We start from the raw sequence: 18915 nt of genomic DNA on the forward strand, positions 1-18915 counted from the left end.
TGATGATATAAAAAGAAATATGGATTGATGATGTCACACTAATATAAACCTCTCTAATTATAGTCCTGAATTGGATTATGTTTAGGGAGGTTTTTCTGTGGAACTTAAAATCAACCTTTTTACAGGTGAAGAAATGAGTAAACAGGAGAAAGCAGAACAAAGAGTAAAAGACGCAACTATAAAGAAGAAAGCGAAAATGTATGAGCCAACATGGGATGAGGTTTGGATCAGTGGTTATCCTACATCTACTGGAAGGCATAAGGCAGGTATCTTTCAGACCAAAATCACGCCAAAGGATAAGGAAAGATTAATTGATGTAAAGACTGCTGTTGAACAAGGTGAGCTTACAAAAGGTGTTGATTCCTTAAAGAATTTCAGTAAGTCTCATGCATTAAATCTCTATAAGCTGTTACAGGAAAAGAGAAGGGATTCCATTGTTCAGGATTATATCAAAAACCTGCCTAATAATTACCACACTGTCACAAGCGAAAAAGAGTTTGACAGGGTTGATCAGTTACTAGAGTTGGCATTTGAAAGAGATTCAGTGGTTGGTTTGGACACAGAGACAACAGGTGTTCAATGGATTGATAGAACAGTGGGGATCAGCCTGAGCTTTATTATGGATGATATTGCTGTTGATGAGCATTTCTATATTCCTTATGCACATATCACAGATATTACTCAATTAAGCAGGGGGTGGGTTTGTAAGAAACTGAAAAAACACCTTGAAAGAAAAGGTCTAAAACTTGCCCTACACAACAGTAAATTTGATGCTCATATGCTGCTGAAAGATGGAATTAACATCAGAGATAACATCTATTTTGATACCATGATTGCTCAAGCTGTCCTGAATGAGAATGATGAGCTAGGACTGAAAGCAATTGCCACAAAGTATGGTAAGTTCTTTGGGTTTGAAGATAAGAGTATTGACTTTGGAACTCTGTTTGGTAAGAACCCACAAAACTTTATTACAGCAGATATGAGGCTTGCCACTTACTATGCTTCCAAAGACACTCATCTTACATTGAGATTGATGTACTGGCAGTTGGAAATGATGAACAAACAGCCAAAACTATATCATGTCTACTTTAATATGGAACAGAAAATCACTCCTATTTGCATTGATATGGAGGATACAGGTTTTTCAATTGACTTTGACTATTCAATGGAGTACAAGGTTGAGCTTGCAAAACAGGTGAAACATCTTGAGAAGAAACTGATGAAAATGTGGGGGGATGTAAATCTAAACAGCCCTAAACAGTTACAGACTCTATTCTATGATCAGATGAGATTGAAAGATATTTCAGGGAAAAGATCAGTAGATGCAAAAACTCTCAAGCAGTTAGCTAGAGATAATGAAGAAATTTCTATCCTACTTGAATACAGAGAACTGAATAAACTGTTAAGCACTTATGTTGAGCCACTGCCTCAGAAAGTAAGGAATGATACAAAGAGGCTTTGTGGTGTATTTAATCAGATTGGTACAGCGACAGGTAGATTTTCATCAAAAGAACCTAACTTACAAAACCTTCCTATGAGAGCAAGACATCTGATCAAAGCCTCAGAAGGAAAAGTGATCATAGGTATTGACTTTAGCTCCATTGAGCCAAGAGTTGCCTCACATATCGCCAATGATTCCATTATGAAACAAGCCTATTGGGATAAGGTTGATCTGTATGCGTCACTTGCTTCCAATGTGTTTAAGCTACCTATTGAATACTGTCTAGATGGTTGCTATGCTCCTCCTGAATATGGGATCAAGCTACAGCCAAGAAAGATGGCAAAGACAGCATTATTAGCTATTTTGTATGGAACATCCCCATTTACACTGGCAGAACAATTGGGGGGTATCCCTGTCTATGAGGCTGAAAAGCTGATTGAGGACTTTTTCAAAGCATACCCTGATCTAGCTGAGTTTGTAGAAAACACTCATAAATCAGTTGATGAAAAAGGATATGTTGAAACACTGCATGGTAGAAAGAGAAGGTTCATAGGTCATATTGAGGTTGCCAAACAGTATCATGCTGTTGAAAAAAAAATCATTAATATACTTGGAGAAGTACCAAAAAACATATGGGTATCAGAGCTACCAAGAGACTTAAAAAGAGCCTACTGGAAGATAGCTAAAGAGTACAGCAGAGTAAAGAGACAATCTGTGAATGCTATCATTCAGGGTACTGCTGCTGAAATCATGAAAATTGCTATGATCAGCATTTATGAGTATTTCAGGCAGAGAAATGATGAGCTTGGGTATGAGGCTTATAAGATGTTAGCAACTATTCATGATGAGGTGCTGCTAGAAGTTCCTAATGACATCAAGAAAGAAGAAGTGGAACACATTGAATCTCTGATGATGAATGCTGTGAAACTAGATGTGCCTGTTGAAGTAGATACAGAATTTATGATGACCTGGGGCAAGGGTATAAATAAAGAAAAATGGTATCAGGAGGTAGCTTGATGACAAGAGCTGAAAAGATAACATTCATTATAGAGTCAATTTGGGAGTTTGAGGGTGTTCATGTTTCTGTCCAATATTTTGCAGATCATACTAATGATCAGTTACATGAAGAATATGAGAAATGGGAATATCTTTGGGAAAAATAAAGGGGAGGGGCTGTCTTAGACAGTCTCTTTTTTTATACCTGTCACATTTTTTCTCCTTCATCTAATTATGAAAATGAAACAGTAATGAAAACTATGGAGGTTGATTATATGTACACAGTTTTGGACTTTGAAACAACAGGCTTAAATCCTATGTCTGAACAGGTCACAGAAATTGGAGCAATTAAGCTAGATGCTCAATTTAATGAGGTTGGAAGAATGAGTGTACTTGTAAAGCTGAGAAAAGGTCAGGTGCTTACTGATTTTATCAAGGAGCTTACTGGACTGACTGAGGAGAAGTTGTCCACTGGATTAGATGAGTTAAATGCTCTACAGGCTGTCACTAACTTTATAGGCACTGATATTATCATTGCACAGTTTGCCTCATTTGATTTAGGATTCTTACCTTTTGGAAATAATAATGATTTTGTCTGTACAAAGTCAATGTTTAAACTGTTATACCCTGAGAAAAAATCAGGTTTAAAGCAGATTGTAGAACATTATGATATTGAGTACAAAAACCATCATCAGGCTTTGGCAGATGTTGAAATGACAGTTCAGGCTTTTCTCTACTTAAAAGAAGAGTGTGACATCAAAGGTATCAATTATATTAATGTAATGACTGAGCCTGAGGATAGACCTTTGAAATTTGTACCAACTAAAGCAACAGTAGTATAGGAGGTATCTTGATGATATTAAGAGGAACATTCAAAGTTAAAGAAATTAAGAAAAAGACTCAAGCAAAGTTTTTCAAGGATTTATCTGTAGGGGATGAATTTCAACTGCAATACAGCCCGTCAGGTTCTTATGGTTTTGCACCAATTATTTTCATTCATCTCAATGGAGCTAGAGTGCATCATAACCATCCCCTGCAATTGAGGAACAACTTAGAGAACTTTGTTATAGAGCAAATTAAATAAAGGGGAGGGGCTGTCTATGACAGTCTCTTTTTTATGTCTTTCACAATGAGTGTCACACTTTATATCAACCTTCTAATTATAGTCATGAAAATGATCCTAAGGAGGAAATTGAATGTATACACAAAGCGAAAGCACTTATGAACTATGGGAAATCTACAGGGATGCTGAAAATGGGGATGTTTTTGAGATTGTTGAATGTACTGTACCACATTATATTGGCAGTAAGATCAAGGTTATGACTAATGGGATGTATAAGGCTATTGTCAAACCTGAAACAGATATTTCAAAGCCCTCAACAGAAAGCGCACTTGTTCCCCTGTATGGTTGTTATGGAACAGCAAGGTTTAAGAAGGTTGAGGAGTACAGGCAAATTCATGGGTTTAATAAGGTATATACCAAACTTAGTAATAGAGAATCAGTTTTCTACATGAGGGATGGCGAATATAAAAGATTTACTAGGACAACCTCATTTTCTGATTTAGGGGATGTTGAGGATATTTATGATCTTAATGAAATTTCATTCTTTGAGAAGGTGGGCAACTGATGCCATTCTCATCATCAAGATCAAGCTCATTTAAAAGCTCATACAGCAGTAAGGGAAGCAGTAGCTTTGGATCAAAAAGCAAAACAGGTTCAAGCTACTCCAAACCTAGTACCAAAAGTAGTTCAGGTTGGTTAGGGAAATCTTCAAAGGATACAAAGCCAAAAGCTAACTTAAAGAAATCACAAAGCTCAAAGTCTGTAGTTGGTAAGTCTAAAACAGGTACTGACAGCAAGTCAAAGAGCTACACAGGTACAGGCAAGCATTACAACAGTAATTCAAAGACTGTAAACAACCATTATTACAATAATACTGCTACTGACTGGCTTCCTTTCATGTTTATGGCAGGGATGATGAACCATCATCAGACAGTTGTTGTAAATGGCACACCACAAACACAGACATACAATCCCAATCCAGTAGCTGAGGGGATCAGTATTTTAATCACATTGATTGCCTTCACAGTCATTGGCACTATCTTATGGAAGCTATTCAAACCAAAGAAAAAGAAGGCATGGAAGAAATGGTGAGCAGATTAGACACTATGTCAAGGTTTGCAGAGCCTGATGAAAAAGATGAGCCTCAAGTAGTGGCAGAATGTAGGAACTGTAATGAGGACATTACAGAAGGTCAGGAAATCTATGTGCATGATGGTTATAAATATTGTAAAGAGAACTGTGTTTTCTCTGATTTAGACATATATAAAATTACAGCAGAGGGGTAAATATAAATGAAAGTTACTATAGTTGGGGAAATGAATGTTGACTTACTAGCTAAGAAATTGCTTGAGGTTGTTGAGAATACAGCTATCAAGGTACAGACAGAGGCTGAGGATGCCAAAATCAACAGTTGGTCAATTACTGAGGCAGATGTATTAGTAAAATTTAATATTGATGGAGTTGATGAGCCTCAGTTCCTTACTGTAGAACATCATAAAGGACATCCTGAGTTATTGCATTGGGTAGCAGATGTTTCTAAAGATGAGCTATCCAGTAATGAGGATGAGTCAATGTTTGATGAATGGACTGTTTCAAAATCTCAAGGGCAGGACTTGCAGTTTAAAGAGGTGAAATCTGTCTACAATGCAGATGATTTTACTGGTGTTGAAAGTTCAGAGGATTTTGGAGACATGCAGAAGGATGTCATTAATCATAAAGATGGTTTTAAAGTGGTTCAGGTGTTCCAAAATGATAAGCTGATCCAAGAGTACAAACTGATTCCAACTGAATAAAAAAGAGGAGGGGCTGAATGCCTCTCCTTTTCTGTTTACTCTAGTGTAGCTTTCTTGTAGCTTGCATACAGGTTCTTGTTATATCGCTCTTTAATAGCTAAGGGTTTCTTCCTAGATTCTACCCACTCACTAGCCTCTTCTTTATAAGTGTTCTTTATGCTATCAGGGATTCTAATTTCTAGTATCTCTGAAATATCAGTCACTCTAAGAGCGACCATAAGAGCTACTAATTGTACTTTGTTGATACCTAATCCCTTACCATTCACTAGGTCAGAGATAGTGCCAATCCTCATCCCTGATATAGAGGCTAATTCAGTTTGTGTAATACCTCTTTCTTTCATCAATTCATCAATTTTAAAGACATATAGAGCCTCAGATAATTCCTCTGCTGTTTCAATAACAGCCTCACCTAGTAAAGAATGACTACTATTTATTATCTCCTGAACTTTACGCTTTTTCATTGAAGAAACCTCACTTTATATATTTAAGTTTATTATGTTCAATTTTAATTAGTTTTATACAGCATTCTGTTATTACACCTACTTATAATAGCAGGATTCTGTCACAGATACAAGTTTTTTTCTAATTATAGATGTGAGGAAATAACTCACAACTGTAATAGGAGGATACTTATGGAGCAGACAAAACCTTTAAAAATAGGGATTTTAGGTGAAATGAGAGCAGGTAAGGACACTGTAAAAGAGTTACTTACTCATGAACTTAATAAATTATCTTTTGGCACATGGGAATTTCAGTTTTCTACAGGGATTCACTGGATTATAAAAACATTCATGCCTCATTTATATGATGAAGGTAAGCCAAGAGAGGCACTACAGTATATAGGAGAAGTCATGAGAAAGTTTGATCCTGATGTTTGGATTAATTACCTTTTCCAAACTACTTTATTCAGGTTCGCAAATAGAACTAGAAAAACCAATATGATTGTATCTGATGTTAGACAGCCTAATGAGGTTAAAAGGTTGAAGGAAGAAGGATTTATTATCATCAAAGTCATTGCTCCTTATGAGGTAAGAGTTGAAAGGGCAAGGTCAGCAGGTGATTCCTTTAATAAGGATTCTTTCAATCATGAAACAGAGAAGATTGTCCATTCATGCGAGTTTGATTATGTCATAGAAAATGCAGGTTCAATTGATGAACTTGAGAAAAGTATTACTGCTTTGTTAGGAAAGGTGATCAAATGAGCGCATTAGGTAGAGCTACCAAAGATAGCTACACATTGGCAGAAATTGAGAAGGCTTTAAAGAGCAAACAGATGCTTTATGCATATGCAGAACAAGGGGATGTTGAAAGTATTCATCTTCTGATTGACTCTGAAAGAGCTTTAGAAAAAGCAGTACCAACAGATATACAGCTTAGAACTATTGGTCTAGTTTGGGATAAAGGATACAACCTAGCGGAAACTGCAAGGATGTTTAATGTCACTCCTCAAGCTGTGAAATTTAATCTTGATCTTTTATCTGTGAAATTGAAAAAGGTATTAGATGAGTGGCAGATGAAGGCAAAAGAGGAGGAAAAACATTATGTCCATTAATAAGTACATTGAGGATTTTGAAGAAAAGGCTTTTGAGCTTGCGGGTAAGAAGATTCAAGACTGCCCACCTGTTGAGGAAAGGATCAAGCAGGTGGATAAAATGATTAACCACTATTTTGAGTACACAGGTAAAATCCCTAAGCCATATACTTTAGAGTTGTTAGGTTCTTACATTATTGTCCAAGAGCTAAAAAATAAGGATGTTGATAAAGTTACTAACAGCGACTTTCCTATCATGTCTGATACACAGCTTAAAAGAAGATCAAGAAAGCAGCATCTACTCCAAGATGACACCATTGACTTTCTGAATACAAAATACAACAAGAAAATGAGCAGTCTTTCTAAAAAAACAATCAAAAAAGCTGAGTATTGATGGAGAGTCTTTTGGCTCTCTTTCTTTCTATAGGAGTGTGAAAAGTGGTAACTATAAAGGAACTGATTGAGGATAGGTTGCTAGTGACTCCTAACATTAATGAATCCACTACTGTCTCCAAGATGTTAGATGGGGGCAGGTTTCAAAAAAGGGGAGGGGTATACATTTTTTACACCAAGCATCATGAGCCTCTGTATGTAGGAATCAGTAACAATGTAGGGAAGAGGGTTGCTGAACACTTACAGTCTAAAAAGGGGAATGCTGATCTAGTCAGGTTCACCAATGCCCATCCTGATTCTTATGTAAATGTGTTTTATGAGAGTGATAAGGTATATCAGGAACTGTATGAAAGTTATTTGATTGCTGTACTTAATCCTAGATTTAACATTCAAAAGACAGGGAGAGAAAAAATATGACACAGCTTGACATCTTTCAGTACCTTGAAAAAGAAGAAAAAACAGTTTCATTTTCTGTTGGGGATAAGGTTAGGGTTAAGACAGGAGATGAAATACAGAAAGAAGGATGTACAGATATTGAAACAATCTCTTATTTGGATGATTACAGATTTGGCGGAAAAGAAGGATTAATTATTGATATACTTGGACTGACTTATGTTGTAAGAACAAAAATAGGAAAAGCATATGTGACAAAGGAGGAATTAGCTGATATTAGATGAGCTACCTTAATTTATTAAAAAAAATATTTACAGGATACTGTAATTATGCTACTCTAGTCATAGTAAATTTATACTACATATTCTAGCAGGGGGATTTAATTTGAAAAAGACAAAGTTTATGACTGTATTGGCAGGAGTTTTACTTGGTGCTGTTTTACTTGGCGCATGTGGTGAAACAGATGTTCAGAAAGTAGAAGGCAAGAAAGCAAGTGCTGAACAGAAGGAAAAGAAAGAGAAGAAGAAAAAAGATGAGGTTTTCAAAGTTGGAGACACTATCAATGTTAATGGTCTTGAAATCACTATTACAAGTGCCACATTCAAAAAGCCTGAGCAGTATTCAACTGCTGAAAAAGGCAATGTCCTTGATCTAACTGTTGAAACTAAGAACTCAGGGGATGACAAGGCATTCATTGATAACACAGAGTTTAACTTGTATGATAATGATGGAAACAAATTGGACAGCTACTATGGATATAGTGAAATGGCTATCTCAGGTGATTTAAACAAAGGGAAAAAGCTATCAGGGCATTTATTCTTTGATGTACCTAAGAACAAGAGTTATGAGATGATTTATCAACCTTCTTTCTCCTTTGATGACAAAGAAATCAAATACAACATTATTCCTAAGTAAATTGAGAGCATTTCTGCTCTCTTTTTTTGTACCTGTCACACTTTATATCAACCTTCTAATTATAGTCATGAAAGAAAGACAACCATTAGGAGGAAACAAAATGAAAAACACAACTGATATTAAAGAGCCTGTACTTAAAAAGATTATTGAGGGCATGGTACTTATTGCTGATACTGGCATATCAATTGATAAAGCTGTTGAAGAAGAAAATGAAAATATTCCTGCGTTACTTGCTCTTGGATTACTTCCTGTAGCTTCTGAAATTGATGAGCAGTTAAATAAATATTATACACTTGGTGGAACTGATGATGAGATTGAGTCCGCAATTCAAGTTGCCATTAAAGGCAAGGAAATGGCTTATATGATTGGAATTGCAGCGGTCACAGCAATGGCAAAAGCATTGGAGGAAGCAGAATAATGAGGGTTTATCTTGCGTCTCCATTCTTCTCAGATGAACAGATCAACACAGTGATAAGGGTTGAGAAAGCACTAGAGCAGAACTCAACAGTATCAGAATATTTTTCACCAAGAAATCAACAGCTAGACCATATTCCTTTTGGTACTCCTGAATGGAGCAAGGAGATTTTCAAGAATGATGTCTACCATATTGATTGGGCGGATGTTGTTGTAGGAGTCATTGATTTTGAGGGTAACACAGTTCTTCATGGCAATATACATGGTCATGTAGACAGTGGAACAGCTTGGGAACTTGGTTATGCTTTTGCCACTAGGAAACCTGTCATCCTGATCCATGAAAAGGGTGGGATTGTAAATCTCATGCTCTCTGAAAGCTGTCAAGCATATTTAGAAAGTGCTGAGGCACTAGCTCATTATGACTTTAATACTCAGCAAGGCATTAGATTCACTGGAAAAGTATTGTAATATAGATGTCAGAAAGCCTTGTTAATAGCAGGGCTTTTTTTCTATTTGAAAACAGAATAATTCCAAATATTTCTGATTGAAATTCTATGAATAGTTTTGTTAACATTGGAGAAGCACTTGTATAAAGTGTGACTTTAAAAATTAAAGGAGTTCTTTAATTTAGGTTTCTATCAGGATAGATTGAGGAATAGCCAAAGCAAAAAGGAGAAATGTTATGAACAATGTCAGAGTTGCCATTGTAGGATCAATTACCACCCAAGAACAGGTTGCAAAGGTAAAAAAGGCAGAACAATACATACAGAAGAATGATTCTGTGAGTGAAATGGTTTCTTTGGGTAAAGAATTGACAATTTTTTTTGAAAATCCAACAGTACATGACAGCGATTGGGTCAGCTACTATTTTGATCTTATTCTGTCTGCTATTGAGGGTAAAATGGATTTTTTAGTTCTTGTGGTAGATGGCTATTCAAGGGCGGGTATTGGTTGGTTAACTGCTATGGCATGGGAAAGGGGGGTAAAAGTCATTCTGTTGTATACAGATGAGTTTATTAACTTAGGACTACTTGTTGATTACTGTTCACACGCTACACTTTATGGAATGAAAGAGCTAATAAAATATGACTTTCAAGAAGCACCTGTTGTCACTCAGATTAGAGTAAATAAAATACAGTAGGAGTAGGGAATTGATCCCTGCTCCTTTATTTGTACTTTGCTCCTGTACCCATTACATCCATAGCAAGCCAAAAGCCAGTAATTATAAAGATGATCATTAATATAAATATTGTTATCAAGATGCCCTGCATTCTTTTAAAGTCATGCCCTTCATGTTTAACCTCTATATCAGCATCAACCCTCTTTAAACTCCATATCACTGCAATGTAAATAGCCTCAATCACTTGCATAGGTGTTCTAGGGTGGACAATAACCCATTTCCTTTTATCTTTACTTACTTTTATCATTGTTGGGGAACTGATCTCATAGTCAACTCTTATAATTGTTCCTAACTTAGCTATTAAAAGTAAACAGATTAAAAAGCCCAAAGCCATTCCTGATGTCCATGTAATAAGTTCCTCTAATCTCACAGTTGTCACATAGCTAAAATGTCTAAGCAAGAACTCATTTAAACCTCTCATTTCATCATTCCTTTTCTTCTATTGCTTTCTGATGCCAATATAATAGCCTCTCATACAGATTCTCTCTATCCTCATCTGTCAATCTTTCATCCTTACCAATGTTACTGATTGCTTTCTTTAATGTTTCAGATTGCTCAATCTGTTCAGCAACTGTGGCAGGTATTTTCCCATAGTGTTCATACAATTCATCCCTGTCAATAGTATACAATTTAGAAAGTTTATCTATTATATCTGCATTTGGCGTATTCTTTCCCCTTTCTATCAGGCTAATATAATTCGCTGTTACTCCTACTTTTTTGGCTACTTGCTCCAATGTCAAACCTAACTCCACTCTTTTTAACTTTATCTTTTTACCCACATTTTTTAGCTGCACCATTTCGCTTACTCCTTTTTTCCATCTTCCTATGAGGATACCCTACCCAAAATCATTGCAGTAAATGTCTCAAAAGTAAAGTTTGACATTCATTAAATTGCATGTTACTGTAATTACAGTATCCTGTAAAATCAGTATTCTGTAAAAAAAGAATGGGGGATTAATTATGATTAGGTTTAATGATGGCGTTATGACAGAAATTAAGTATAAAGAATTACAGGCGAAACAGAAAGAGGAAAAAAATAGGATGTGGCTTTGGAAAAGAATGAACCTGTTCTTTTTTGATGAGGAGAACATTAAAGTTTCTGATTGGCTTTGGTTCTATGGCTGTATGATATTTAGTGTGTTAATGATGATCATTGATTGTATATTCGCCTTTGTGATAAAATGATGGGAGCAGAAATGTTCTCTTTTTTTTATGGGGAGGGGATAGTTATTAATATGGAAGAAAAAATTTCATATGAGGAAAAAGAGCAGTGGGAAACAGTTTGGTCAGAGTTTTTGGATTATGCTGAATCATGTTATTTTAGGTGGCTTAACTGTGATAATTCTTTAACAGATAGTGAGGAGAAGGTTGCTCTTGAGTTTAAACAGAAAATAGACTCTGAGGAACTGGATGAAGGTGGCTTACTAGAAATAGCTGTTCCTCCTGAACATGATATAAGTCCTGAGGAGTTTGAGATTTTTGTTAAAGTCATGTCCAAATTTCAGAACTCAGGAATCTTAGACCTAGTATCTGTGTTCACTGGATGTAAAATCAGAGAAGTTAACTACTGATACAAAGACAGTTGAAATAATTTCATGCAAACTCAGTATTGACTAGGGTTTAAGGATTTAATTATTTACTTTTGAAACTAGAGTAATTTAGGAAAAAACATAAACGTGGTTATCGTGTCGATCAAGGCGGAGCGCCAATTAAGGAGACGCTTGCGGCAGCTCTTGTCTTATTAACGAACTGGACGCCTGACCGTCCGTTTGTTGATCCATTCTGCGGATCCGGAACGATTGCCATTGAAGCGGCGCTCATTGGTCAAAATATTGCACCAGGTTTTAACCGGGAATTTGTTTCTGAGTCTTGGCCATGGATTGGACAAGATGTATGGGAAGAGGCTAGAAATGAAATAGAGGAAAGGGCAAACTATGATCAGCCTCTTCATATTATAGCAAGCGATATTGATCATCGAATGGTGGAGATCGCCAAATTAAATGCAGAAGAAGCAGGGTTAAATGGTCTCATTGAGTTTAAGCAAATGCAGGTGAAAGATTTCCAGACAAAAGACGAATACGGTGTCATCATTGGAAATCCGCCTTATGGCGAAAGACTCAGTGATAAGCCCGCGGTAGAAAAAATGTATCAAGAGATGGGTAAGGCATTCAAACCATTAGATACATGGTCGATTTATATGCTCACTTCACATGAACAATTTGAGGAATGCTACGGTAAGAAAGCGACCAAAAAAAGAAAGCTATTTAATGGCTTTATTAAAACAGATTATTATCAATACTGGGGAAAACGTCCTTCGAGAAATACAAAGTAAATACTTATAGTTGAAAAAAGTCGATCACACAAATGGCATGATGTGATCGGCTTTTTTAATTGGTAAATATGTCTGTTTCATCGGATATACTAAGCAACTTTTCAGATCAGGAGGTATAAATCGTTTGCGGACTGAATAAACTGAACTTGATTTTAAAAAAAGAGGTGTCCCTATGATTTATCATGATCAATTTCAGTTAATTCAAAAAGCACTCACATCTACATCGCAGGAGCTACACAACAATGAAACTGGACAATCTGTTGAGTTAGAAACAGCGAGGATGAACTTAGAGCTTGCACTAGCCCATCGAAACAGTACAGACCATGCTTTTCTTGTCAGACAACCGCATCATCATCGTTCATCCTAAAAAAGGATTGTCTTTCCCCCTTGGGAGTGTTACTATTGAAAGTCTGAATGATCCAATAGTTGGGGGTTGAAGCAGGTGACGTCTCGTTTGCCTTTTTCATTAACGAAAGAACATAATTTTTATGAAGAACTGGGCAACTGGATTGGTGATGTATTCTATGACATCTTACCAGACAAGGGCTTTGATCTTCGAGATGAACAAATATTTATGGCATTTCAACTTGAAAGAGCCTTTAAGGAAAAACGTGTGATGTTTGCTGAAGCTGGGGTAGGCACAGGCAAAACCATTGTTTATCTTCTATTTGCAATGACTTATGCAAGATATACGGGGAAACCAGCGATTATTGCATGTGCTGATGAAACGTTGATTGAACAGCTCGTCAAAAAAGAAGGCGATATTTACAAGATTGCAAGTCATTTAGACATTCAAATAGATGCTAGACTGAGCAAATCGCACGATCAATACTTATGTTTGAAAAAATTAGAGAAAACGATGCAACGTGAAGATGATGAGAAATGGTTGGATATTTATGAATCATTGCCTTCCTTTGTTCACGAAACACACGGGATGCAAAAATTTTATCCGTATGGAGATCGCAAAGAGTTTCCAGAGCTATCTAATGATGAATGGACGCGCATTGGCTATGATTCATTTCAGGATTGTTTGACATGTGATCTTCGCCATCGCTGTGGTTTAAATTTATCGAGAGATCACTATCGAAAAGCGTCAGATTTAATCATTTGTTCGCACGATTTTTATATGGAGCATGTATGGACTAAAGAATCAAGGAAGCGTGAGGGCCAGCTTCCACTTCTTCCAGAGCATAGTTCTGTTGTTTTTGACGAAGGGCATCTGCTCGAATTTGCAGCGCAAAAAGCGCTGACATACCGCGTCAAACAATCAACACTTGAAACATTTTTAGAGCGTCTTCTTCAAAATGACATCAGAGAAGAATTTGCAGAGCTTGTTGAAGATGCACTTGCAACGAACGATGAGTTTTTCTACTTATTAAAAACAAGTGCAAAAGAAGTGAAAGGTTCACATCGACTTAAAATTACCAATGATCACGAGGTAAAGCGCTCCGCGATGGAGTTATGTGCTTTACTTGAAAAAATTGGGGAAGCACTAGTCTTTGAATCAGAAATGTATACGATTGATCAATATGAATTGTCCGTTGTTGAAGAATATATTGAACAAATGGCGTATTCGCTTTCACTTTATCAAAAAAATGCCATCAGCTGGCTTGAAAAACAAGAGATGGATACGACCTTTGTTGTTATGCCAAAAACCGTTGCAGAAGTTCTGGGGGAAAAAGTATTTTCGCAAAAAATCCCTTATATCTTCTCTTCTGCTACACTTTCAGAAAATCAATCATTTGAGTATTTAGCTGAAAGCCTTGGTATCAAAGATTATTTATCAATGAGTGTCGCATCTCCTTATGACTATGAACAGCAGATGAGCATCTCTTTCCACGGGATCAAAACGCAACTTTCCGTTGAAGAAAAAGGAAAACAGGTAATAGCGACGCTTGATGAGAACGAAGGGCGCTCGCTCATTTTATTCCCGTCTTTTGATGAATTAAATCTCTTTAGAAAGCAGCTTGAATCATCTGAAGCAACGCTTCCATTCACAGTTTATTTCGAAGGGGATGAAGAGATTAGTACAATTGTTCAAAAGTTCCAAGTTGAAGAATCGTCTGTCCTTTGTTCCGTCCACCTGTGGGAAGGATTAGATATTCCAGGAGATTCACTTACAAATGTCATCATATGGGGCCTTCCTTATCCACCGCACGATCCAGTATTTGAAGCGAAGCGAAATGAAGCAAAAGATGCATTTGCAGAAGTGGATATCCCGTATATGCTACTTCGTCTTAGACAAGGAATTGGTAGGCTAATTCGTACAAGCAGAGATTCAGGAACCATCCATCTTTACTATAACCACGTTGAAGATTTAGCGCTACAAAGCAAAATTGAATCTGTTTTACCAGTCAAACCGACGGTTCAATAATCGTAAGGGGAGGATACTTTGTGAGTATCTTCCTCTTTTTAATTGACAAATGATCATCCGTTGAAGTAGCCTTGAAACGTACATATATTATCTATTTAACGGGGGGAAAACCACGTATGAGTCTTGAAGCGAAAGAAAAAGCGTTTTATCAATTAATGGGTAAAATTGCTCATTATACAGAAGCTTTACATTTACTTTACTGGGATTCGCGAACAAAGTCACCGAAAAAAGGGGCAGACTTTAGAGCTGAAACGATTGGACAATTATCAAGTGATATTTTCAACATGAAGACATCAGATGAAATGCGCGATTTGCTTTCCGCGTTAGCTGAGGATCAAACACAGCTATCATCTGATACTCAAAAAGCACTTGAGCTTGCTAAAAAGGACTATGATGAAAATAGTAAAATCCCAAAAGCAGAGTTTAAGGAATACTCCATTCTTCAATCGAAAGCTGAACACGTGTGGGTAGAGGCAAGAGAGAAATCAGACTTTTCGCTATTTGCTCCATATTTAAAGCAGCTAATTGAGTTTAACAAGCGATTTATTCAATATTGGGGAGTAAAGAAGACACCATATGATGTTTTATTAAATAATTATGAACCAGATATGACAGTTGAACAGCTTGATCAACTATTTGGTGCACTTCGAAGTGCCATCGTACCTCTCGTTAAAAAAATTGAGGCTTCACCAAATAAACCAGATACTTCATTTTTATCAAAGAGCTTCCCAATTGAAAAACAAAAAGAATTAAGCCTTTTCTTCTTAAAAGAACTAGGGTATGATTTCGACGCTGGTCGTCTTGATACGACTGTGCATCCATTTGCAGTCACTTTAAGCAGAGGGGATGTTCGCGTAACAACACGCTATGATGAGCACGACTTTAGAATGGCATTGTTTGGTACCATACATGAATGTGGTCATGCGATTTATGAGCAAAGCATTGATGAGGTCCTAAGTGGAACGAATCTATGTGATGGTACTTCAATGGGCATACATGAGTCTCAATCATTATTCTTCGAGAATTTCATCGGTAGACACGAAAACTTCTGGAAGACACATTATACAAAGTTGCAAGAGGCATCTCCAGATCAATTCAAGGACGTGTCGCTTGAAGAATTTATTCATGCAGTCAATGAATCAAAACCAACGTTTATCCGAATCGAAGCGGATGAACTGACATATCCACTCCATATTATTATTCGCTATGAAATTGAAAAAGCGATTTTTAATGAAGAGGTAGCTGTAGAAGATCTTCCTGCACTTTGGAATGAAAAATACCAAGCTTATTTAGGAATTACACCTCCAAACGATGCACTAGGTATTTTGCAAGATGTGCATTGGTCAGATGGAAGCTTTGGTTATTTCCCATCTTATGCACTAGGCTACATGTATGCAGCGCAGCTAAAGCATAAAATGCTTCAAGATTTACCAGAGTTTGATGAACTGATCCATAATGGTTCCTTCGCTCCAATTAAAGAGTGGCTCACTGAACATGTACATCAGTTCGGGAAACGAAAGAAACCATCTGAAATCATTCAGGATGCAACAGGAGAAGAGTTAAATGTTCAATATTTAATTGACTATTTAACAGAAAAATATACAAAACTGTATCTTTCATAAAAATAAAAGCGCCCTTTTTCAAATAGGGCGTTTTTACGTGTGTATATTCGTATGAATTTTCAAAAAACGAACATTTTGATCATGAATGTGATTTAAGTTCGGTAATTTTCAGCAAAAGAGCTTTCCAACTGCTCGAAATCTTGTTATAATTTGAACACTATGAAACACTCATATAATCGCGTGATGATGGCACGCAAGTTTCTACCGGACACCGATACCGTCCGACTATGAGTGAGCACGCAACGGATTAACGATGGATGAAGGTCTTTAGTACCGTTTTAGCATTGCTCGCTCCTTTATGGACAGCAATGCTTTTTTTATTTCTTTAAACATGCTGGAGGGAAAAGAAAATGGAATTATTACATCAAAAAATAGAGAATGAAGGAATTGTGCTTTCAAATGAAGTGTTGAAAGTCGATGCATTTTTAAACCATCAAATAGATCCTGTCTTGATGCATGAGATTGGTAAAGAGTTTGCTAGATTGTTTGAACATGAAAAAATCACGAAAATCGTAACGATTGAATCATCAGGTATTGCACCAGCAGTCATGGCGGGTCTTGCACTTGGAGTACCTGTTGTCTTTGCAAGAAAACGTCAATCGCTCACATTAACAGAGAACCTGCTTACTGCGAAGGTATACTCCTTTACAAAAAAAACAGAAAGCACAATTGCTGTTTCTCATACACATTTGAATGAAAAAGACCGACTTCTCATTATTGATGATTTCCTAGCTAATGGAGAGGCAGCAAAAGGGCTTGCTACAATTGCAGAGCAAGCAAAAGCTGAGATTGCAGGGTTTGGCATTGTGATTGAGAAATCATTTCAGCCTGGTAGAGAGGAATTGAATCAATTGGGATATCGAGTGGAGTCACTAGCACGGATTCAATCACTTGAAAACGGTAAAGTCACATTTTTACGGGAGGTTCGATCATGAGTACTGCAAAGCATGCCAAAACCTTTTCACTTGGCATTCAACATGTTTTAGCCATGTATGCAGGTGCAGTACTTGTCCCGCTTATCGTAGGTGATGCACTTGGGTTAACTCCAGCACAGCTCACGTATTTGATTTCAGCCGATATTTTCATGTGTGGCGTAGCAACACTGCTACAAGTGTGGAAAAATCGCTTTTTTGGGATTGGTTTACCGGTCGTATTAGGCTGTACATTTACCGCCGTCTCTCCAATGATTGCCATTGGCTCGAAATATGGGATTCCATCTATTTATGGGAGTATTATTGCATCGGGTCTTTTGGTGATTCTTCTTTCATTTTTCTTTGGGAAGCTTGTTCAATTTTTCCCTCCTGTTGTGACAGGATCAGTTGTGACGATTATCGGAATTACACTTATTCCTGTGGCAATGAACAATATGGCAGGCGGTGAGGGGAGTCCTGATTACGGTTCTTTCGACAATCTTGGACTTGCATTTCTCGTGTTATTGATCATTGTCCTGTTATATCGCTTTACAAAAGGTTTCACAAAGGCGATTGCGATTCTGATCGCGATTTTAATTGGAACTGGTGTTGCAGCAATGATGGGAAAGGTAGAAACGGCTGAAGTTGCCCGTGCCCACGTATTCAGAATGATTGAACCATTTTATTTTGGATTGCCTACCTTTGAACTGACGCCGATTATTACGATGACACTTGTTGCCATCGTGTCATTAGTTGAATCAACTGGTGTTTATTTTGCGTTAGGTGATTTAACGGAGCGGAAGTTAAAGGAGAAGGATTTAGCAAAAGGCTATCGTGCAGAGGGAATCGCTGTTTTATTAGGTGGGATTTTTAACGCATTTCCATACACTGCTTATTCACAGAACGTTGGTCTCATTCAACTGACGGGTGTGAAAAAGAACCGAGTGATTGTGGTAACAGGTGGACTGTTAATGATATTTGGTCTTTTCCCGAAAATCGCTGCCTTTACGACCATCATTCCAAAGGCTGTACTTGGCGGTGCGATGGTCGCTATGTTTGGAATGGTCATTGCTTACGGAATTAAAATGCTCTCACGCGTTGATTTCTCCAAGCAGGAGAACTTGCTTATTGTGGCTTGTTCAGTTGGCATCGGTCTTGGTGTTACCGTAGTGCCTCAAATGTTTGAACAACTACCAGAATCACTGAAATTGCTCACAAGTAACGGAATTGTTGCTGGGAGTTTTACAGCGATACTGCTTCATATCATTTATCATATGATTCCGCTGAAAAAGGACGCTCGTCACTCAACGGATATGGAAGAAGCAAAACAATCTGCTATTTGACATCTCTCTTTAGGGGAGATGTTTTTTTATACAAAAAAAGCAGGTTCGCTTGGCGAACGAACCTGTGAAGGAGGAAAACTACATCATGTTTTCATATATATTATCCAATATTTATCAATTGTCGTCAAGACAAAAAGTTAGCCGCAGGAAAATGTTTTGACTGAATTGTGACGTGAAGATGGGTATATCTTCATTTTGATGGGGGATATTAACC

The 18915-nt window shown here is 37.1% G+C and carries 27 protein-coding genes, 1 pseudogene and 1 riboswitch; of the genes and pseudogenes, 25 read left to right on the top strand and 3 right to left on the bottom strand.

Annotated elements, in window-relative coordinates; all coding sequences use genetic code 11:
• Positions 1-97: 97 nt before the first annotated feature.
• The 8 genes from ACQKEZ_RS04670 (at position 98) to ACQKEZ_RS04705 (ending at position 5293) form a co-directional block, all read left to right on the top strand.
• A complete protein-coding gene (locus ACQKEZ_RS04670; RefSeq protein ID WP_427299112.1) occupies positions 98-2458 on the top strand; it encodes a DNA polymerase in 2361 nt (786 codons plus the stop codon).
• The gene (locus ACQKEZ_RS04675) at positions 2458-2604 is read left to right on the top strand and encodes a hypothetical protein (protein WP_427299113.1); all 147 of its coding nucleotides are present in this window, start codon (positions 2458-2460) and stop codon (positions 2602-2604) included. Before ACQKEZ_RS04670 ends, ACQKEZ_RS04675 begins: the two co-directional genes overlap by 1 nt.
• 108 nt (positions 2605-2712) lie before the next feature.
• Positions 2713-3279: a 3'-5' exonuclease gene (locus ACQKEZ_RS04680; RefSeq protein ID WP_427299114.1), complete on the top strand. Its 567-nt coding sequence runs from the start codon at positions 2713-2715 to the stop codon at positions 3277-3279.
• 11 nt (positions 3280-3290) lie between these two features.
• On the top strand, positions 3291-3521 hold the full coding sequence (locus ACQKEZ_RS04685) for a hypothetical protein (RefSeq protein WP_427299115.1): 231 nt from the start codon (positions 3291-3293) through the stop codon (positions 3519-3521).
• Positions 3522-3633: 112 nt separating this feature from the next.
• Positions 3634-4065 (top strand): hypothetical protein, encoded by a 432-nt coding sequence (locus ACQKEZ_RS04690; protein ID WP_427299116.1) that lies wholly within the window; start codon positions 3634-3636, stop codon positions 4063-4065.
• Positions 4065-4592 (top strand): hypothetical protein, encoded by a 528-nt coding sequence (locus ACQKEZ_RS04695; RefSeq protein WP_427299117.1) that lies wholly within the window; start codon positions 4065-4067, stop codon positions 4590-4592. The genes ACQKEZ_RS04690 and ACQKEZ_RS04695 overlap by 1 nt, the downstream gene beginning before the upstream one ends.
• Positions 4577-4786, top strand: coding sequence for a hypothetical protein (locus ACQKEZ_RS04700; protein ID WP_427299118.1), 210 nt, complete (start codon positions 4577-4579; stop codon positions 4784-4786). Before ACQKEZ_RS04695 ends, ACQKEZ_RS04700 begins: the two co-directional genes overlap by 16 nt.
• A 6-nt stretch (positions 4787-4792) precedes the next feature.
• Entirely contained in the window at positions 4793-5293 is a 501-nt protein-coding gene (locus tag ACQKEZ_RS04705; RefSeq protein WP_427299119.1) for a hypothetical protein, read from the top strand.
• 35 nt (positions 5294-5328) lie between these two features.
• Here ACQKEZ_RS04705 and ACQKEZ_RS04710 read toward each other — a convergent pair whose 3' ends face one another.
• On the bottom strand, positions 5329-5754 hold the full coding sequence (locus tag ACQKEZ_RS04710) for a helix-turn-helix domain-containing protein (RefSeq protein WP_427299120.1): 426 nt from the start codon (positions 5752-5754) through the stop codon (positions 5329-5331).
• A 171-nt stretch (positions 5755-5925) separates the two neighbouring features.
• Here ACQKEZ_RS04710 and ACQKEZ_RS04715 point away from each other — a divergent pair, with 171 nt between their 5' ends.
• The 9 genes from ACQKEZ_RS04715 (at position 5926) to ACQKEZ_RS04755 (ending at position 10080) form a co-directional block, all read left to right on the top strand.
• Positions 5926-6495 (top strand): hypothetical protein, encoded by a 570-nt coding sequence (locus tag ACQKEZ_RS04715; protein WP_427299121.1) that lies wholly within the window; start codon positions 5926-5928, stop codon positions 6493-6495.
• Complete coding sequence (locus ACQKEZ_RS04720) at positions 6492-6845, top strand: hypothetical protein (protein ID WP_427299122.1); 354 nt, start codon at positions 6492-6494, stop codon at positions 6843-6845. The genes ACQKEZ_RS04715 and ACQKEZ_RS04720 overlap by 4 nt, the downstream gene beginning before the upstream one ends.
• Complete coding sequence (locus ACQKEZ_RS04725; protein ID WP_427299123.1) at positions 6835-7218, top strand: hypothetical protein; 384 nt, start codon at positions 6835-6837, stop codon at positions 7216-7218. The genes ACQKEZ_RS04720 and ACQKEZ_RS04725 overlap by 11 nt, the downstream gene beginning before the upstream one ends.
• A 44-nt stretch (positions 7219-7262) precedes the next feature.
• Complete coding sequence (locus ACQKEZ_RS04730; RefSeq protein WP_427299124.1) at positions 7263-7634, top strand: GIY-YIG nuclease family protein; 372 nt, start codon at positions 7263-7265, stop codon at positions 7632-7634.
• On the top strand, positions 7631-7894 hold the full coding sequence (locus ACQKEZ_RS04735; RefSeq protein ID WP_427299125.1) for a hypothetical protein: 264 nt from the start codon (positions 7631-7633) through the stop codon (positions 7892-7894). Before ACQKEZ_RS04730 ends, ACQKEZ_RS04735 begins: the two co-directional genes overlap by 4 nt.
• Before the next feature lie 100 nt (positions 7895-7994).
• A complete protein-coding gene (locus ACQKEZ_RS04740) occupies positions 7995-8525 on the top strand; it encodes a DUF4352 domain-containing protein (protein ID WP_427299126.1) in 531 nt (176 codons plus the stop codon).
• Between the two features lie 100 nt (positions 8526-8625).
• Positions 8626-8943, top strand: a complete 318-nt coding sequence (locus tag ACQKEZ_RS04745) for a hypothetical protein (RefSeq protein ID WP_427299127.1) — start codon at positions 8626-8628, stop codon at positions 8941-8943.
• Entirely contained in the window at positions 8943-9407 is a 465-nt protein-coding gene (locus ACQKEZ_RS04750) for a nucleoside 2-deoxyribosyltransferase (protein WP_427299128.1), read from the top strand. Before ACQKEZ_RS04745 ends, ACQKEZ_RS04750 begins: the two co-directional genes overlap by 1 nt.
• A gap of 214 nt (positions 9408-9621) precedes the next feature.
• A complete protein-coding gene (locus ACQKEZ_RS04755) occupies positions 9622-10080 on the top strand; it encodes a hypothetical protein (RefSeq protein ID WP_427299129.1) in 459 nt (152 codons plus the stop codon).
• Between the two features lie 25 nt (positions 10081-10105).
• Here ACQKEZ_RS04755 and ACQKEZ_RS04760 read toward each other — a convergent pair whose 3' ends face one another.
• A complete protein-coding gene (locus ACQKEZ_RS04760) occupies positions 10106-10540 on the bottom strand; it encodes a hypothetical protein (protein WP_427299130.1) in 435 nt (144 codons plus the stop codon).
• 4 nt (positions 10541-10544) lie between these two features.
• Positions 10545-10916, bottom strand: a complete 372-nt coding sequence (locus ACQKEZ_RS04765; RefSeq protein WP_427299131.1) for a helix-turn-helix domain-containing protein — start codon at positions 10914-10916, stop codon at positions 10545-10547.
• A 163-nt stretch (positions 10917-11079) separates the two neighbouring features.
• On the opposite strand from ACQKEZ_RS04765, the gene ACQKEZ_RS04770 reads away from it, so the two are divergent.
• The 8 genes and pseudogenes from ACQKEZ_RS04770 (at position 11080) to pbuX (ending at position 18701) form a co-directional block, all read left to right on the top strand.
• The gene (locus ACQKEZ_RS04770) at positions 11080-11304 is read left to right on the top strand and encodes a hypothetical protein (protein ID WP_427299132.1); all 225 of its coding nucleotides are present in this window, start codon (positions 11080-11082) and stop codon (positions 11302-11304) included.
• A gap of 50 nt (positions 11305-11354) precedes the next feature.
• Positions 11355-11690 (top strand): hypothetical protein, encoded by a 336-nt coding sequence (locus ACQKEZ_RS04775; protein ID WP_427299133.1) that lies wholly within the window; start codon positions 11355-11357, stop codon positions 11688-11690.
• Positions 11691-11788: 98 nt separating this feature from the next.
• Positions 11789-12451: pseudogene (locus ACQKEZ_RS04780) on the top strand (THUMP domain-containing class I SAM-dependent RNA methyltransferase); the annotation flags it as partial.
• Between the two features lie 172 nt (positions 12452-12623).
• Positions 12624-12818 (top strand): hypothetical protein, encoded by a 195-nt coding sequence (locus tag ACQKEZ_RS04785; RefSeq protein WP_427299134.1) that lies wholly within the window; start codon positions 12624-12626, stop codon positions 12816-12818.
• A 75-nt stretch (positions 12819-12893) separates the two neighbouring features.
• Positions 12894-14825, top strand: coding sequence for an ATP-dependent DNA helicase (locus ACQKEZ_RS04790; protein ID WP_427299135.1), 1932 nt, complete (start codon positions 12894-12896; stop codon positions 14823-14825).
• Positions 14826-14941: 116 nt separating this feature from the next.
• On the top strand, positions 14942-16447 hold the full coding sequence (locus ACQKEZ_RS04795; protein ID WP_427299136.1) for a carboxypeptidase M32: 1506 nt from the start codon (positions 14942-14944) through the stop codon (positions 16445-16447).
• Positions 16448-16595: 148 nt separating this feature from the next.
• Positions 16596-16695, top strand: a riboswitch (purine riboswitch).
• 102 nt (positions 16696-16797) lie between these two features.
• On the top strand, positions 16798-17382 hold the full coding sequence (locus ACQKEZ_RS04800) for a xanthine phosphoribosyltransferase (protein WP_427299137.1): 585 nt from the start codon (positions 16798-16800) through the stop codon (positions 17380-17382).
• Positions 17379-18701 carry a xanthine permease PbuX gene (gene pbuX / locus ACQKEZ_RS04805; RefSeq protein ID WP_427299138.1) on the top strand — a complete coding sequence of 441 codons (1323 nt, stop codon included), beginning with the start codon at positions 17379-17381 and terminating at the stop codon, positions 18699-18701. The genes ACQKEZ_RS04800 and pbuX overlap by 4 nt, the downstream gene beginning before the upstream one ends.
• Positions 18702-18915 lie beyond the last annotated feature (214 nt).

Origin of the sequence: Bacillus sp. NPDC077027 (assembly GCF_050269555.1) — a bacterium.
Classification (GTDB): Bacteria; Bacillota; Bacilli; order Bacillales; family Bacillaceae; genus Bacillus.

Coding starts and splice junctions, on each gene's coding strand:
- ACQKEZ_RS04755 (WP_427299129.1), top strand. CDS start 9,622: ATGAACAATGTCAGAGTTGCCATTGTAGGATCAATTACCACCCAAGAA.
- ACQKEZ_RS04745 (WP_427299127.1), top strand. CDS start 8,626: ATGAAAAACACAACTGATATTAAAGAGCCTGTACTTAAAAAGATTATT.
- ACQKEZ_RS04720 (WP_427299122.1), top strand. CDS start 6,492: ATGAGCGCATTAGGTAGAGCTACCAAAGATAGCTACACATTGGCAGAA.
- ACQKEZ_RS04675 (WP_427299113.1), top strand. CDS start 2,458: ATGACAAGAGCTGAAAAGATAACATTCATTATAGAGTCAATTTGGGAG.
- ACQKEZ_RS04680 (WP_427299114.1), top strand. CDS start 2,713: ATGTACACAGTTTTGGACTTTGAAACAACAGGCTTAAATCCTATGTCT.
- ACQKEZ_RS04695 (WP_427299117.1), top strand. CDS start 4,065: ATGCCATTCTCATCATCAAGATCAAGCTCATTTAAAAGCTCATACAGC.
- ACQKEZ_RS04700 (WP_427299118.1), top strand. CDS start 4,577: ATGGAAGAAATGGTGAGCAGATTAGACACTATGTCAAGGTTTGCAGAG.
- ACQKEZ_RS04690 (WP_427299116.1), top strand. CDS start 3,634: ATGTATACACAAAGCGAAAGCACTTATGAACTATGGGAAATCTACAGG.
- pbuX (WP_427299138.1), top strand. CDS start 17,379: ATGAGTACTGCAAAGCATGCCAAAACCTTTTCACTTGGCATTCAACAT.
- ACQKEZ_RS04710 (WP_427299120.1), bottom strand. CDS start 5,754: ATGAAAAAGCGTAAAGTTCAGGAGATAATAAATAGTAGTCATTCTTTA.
- ACQKEZ_RS04800 (WP_427299137.1), top strand. CDS start 16,798: ATGGAATTATTACATCAAAAAATAGAGAATGAAGGAATTGTGCTTTCA.
- ACQKEZ_RS04735 (WP_427299125.1), top strand. CDS start 7,631: ATGACACAGCTTGACATCTTTCAGTACCTTGAAAAAGAAGAAAAAACA.
- ACQKEZ_RS04770 (WP_427299132.1), top strand. CDS start 11,080: ATGATTAGGTTTAATGATGGCGTTATGACAGAAATTAAGTATAAAGAA.
- ACQKEZ_RS04795 (WP_427299136.1), top strand. CDS start 14,942: ATGAGTCTTGAAGCGAAAGAAAAAGCGTTTTATCAATTAATGGGTAAA.
- ACQKEZ_RS04750 (WP_427299128.1), top strand. CDS start 8,943: ATGAGGGTTTATCTTGCGTCTCCATTCTTCTCAGATGAACAGATCAAC.
- ACQKEZ_RS04775 (WP_427299133.1), top strand. CDS start 11,355: ATGGAAGAAAAAATTTCATATGAGGAAAAAGAGCAGTGGGAAACAGTT.
- ACQKEZ_RS04725 (WP_427299123.1), top strand. CDS start 6,835: ATGTCCATTAATAAGTACATTGAGGATTTTGAAGAAAAGGCTTTTGAG.
- ACQKEZ_RS04705 (WP_427299119.1), top strand. CDS start 4,793: ATGAAAGTTACTATAGTTGGGGAAATGAATGTTGACTTACTAGCTAAG.
- ACQKEZ_RS04685 (WP_427299115.1), top strand. CDS start 3,291: ATGATATTAAGAGGAACATTCAAAGTTAAAGAAATTAAGAAAAAGACT.
- ACQKEZ_RS04715 (WP_427299121.1), top strand. CDS start 5,926: ATGGAGCAGACAAAACCTTTAAAAATAGGGATTTTAGGTGAAATGAGA.
- ACQKEZ_RS04785 (WP_427299134.1), top strand. CDS start 12,624: ATGATTTATCATGATCAATTTCAGTTAATTCAAAAAGCACTCACATCT.
- ACQKEZ_RS04760 (WP_427299130.1), bottom strand. CDS start 10,540: ATGAGAGGTTTAAATGAGTTCTTGCTTAGACATTTTAGCTATGTGACA.
- ACQKEZ_RS04765 (WP_427299131.1), bottom strand. CDS start 10,916: ATGGTGCAGCTAAAAAATGTGGGTAAAAAGATAAAGTTAAAAAGAGTG.